This is a genomic window from Bartonella queenslandensis AUST/NH15 (assembly GCF_000312585.1).
Classification (GTDB): Bacteria; Pseudomonadota; Alphaproteobacteria; order Rhizobiales; family Rhizobiaceae; genus Bartonella; species Bartonella queenslandensis_A.
Window position 1 is genome coordinate 1 of the sequence record NZ_HE998369.1, and the last position, 538, is coordinate 538.

1 protein-coding gene is annotated in these 538 nt (G+C 36.4%); it reads right to left on the bottom strand.

Annotated features, from left to right (window positions below; all coding sequences use genetic code 11):
- The coding region (locus tag BN338_RS10410; RefSeq protein WP_039762364.1) for a type ISP restriction/modification enzyme at positions 1–538 on the bottom strand (538 nt) is incomplete at both ends.

The window sequence follows — 538 nt, forward strand, 5'->3', positions numbered from 1 at the left end:
GTAAATATAACGTGGAAAGCATTGGCTACCATCTATCATATTCACATCAGGCAAATTCTTAATCATCAAGACAGAAAAACCACTTCGTGCTCCCATAGAAGAAACTTGAATTACTTGATTTTCAACCGCTTTGCCCATTGGAAATATACGCGGCATTCGGTAAACACCATCGTTGAGATCTCGATTATAATAAAGCCACTGCTTGGTAAAAGGGCGATAAAGGCTTTGCGTAAGGCAATCACCTTCAAAGTTAAAAATCTTTCTTTTGTCCAAGTCTCGTTTGAGATTATGACTCCAACTGATTTTGCTTTCATCAGAATTGACAAAATTATTTACGGTATTTTTACGTATCTCGCGATCAACATGTCCATAGGCATTATTAAAACGTTCTACTTCGCTGTTATAGAACGTGATCATATTACTCATGTTGGTAGCTAAAGCTTTATAGCTTGAGTTATAAACCCAAAGATCACGACTGGTCATAATACCACGAGAAAACGTTTCAAATAGTTTTTTACTATGCGGTTTCTTATCACCT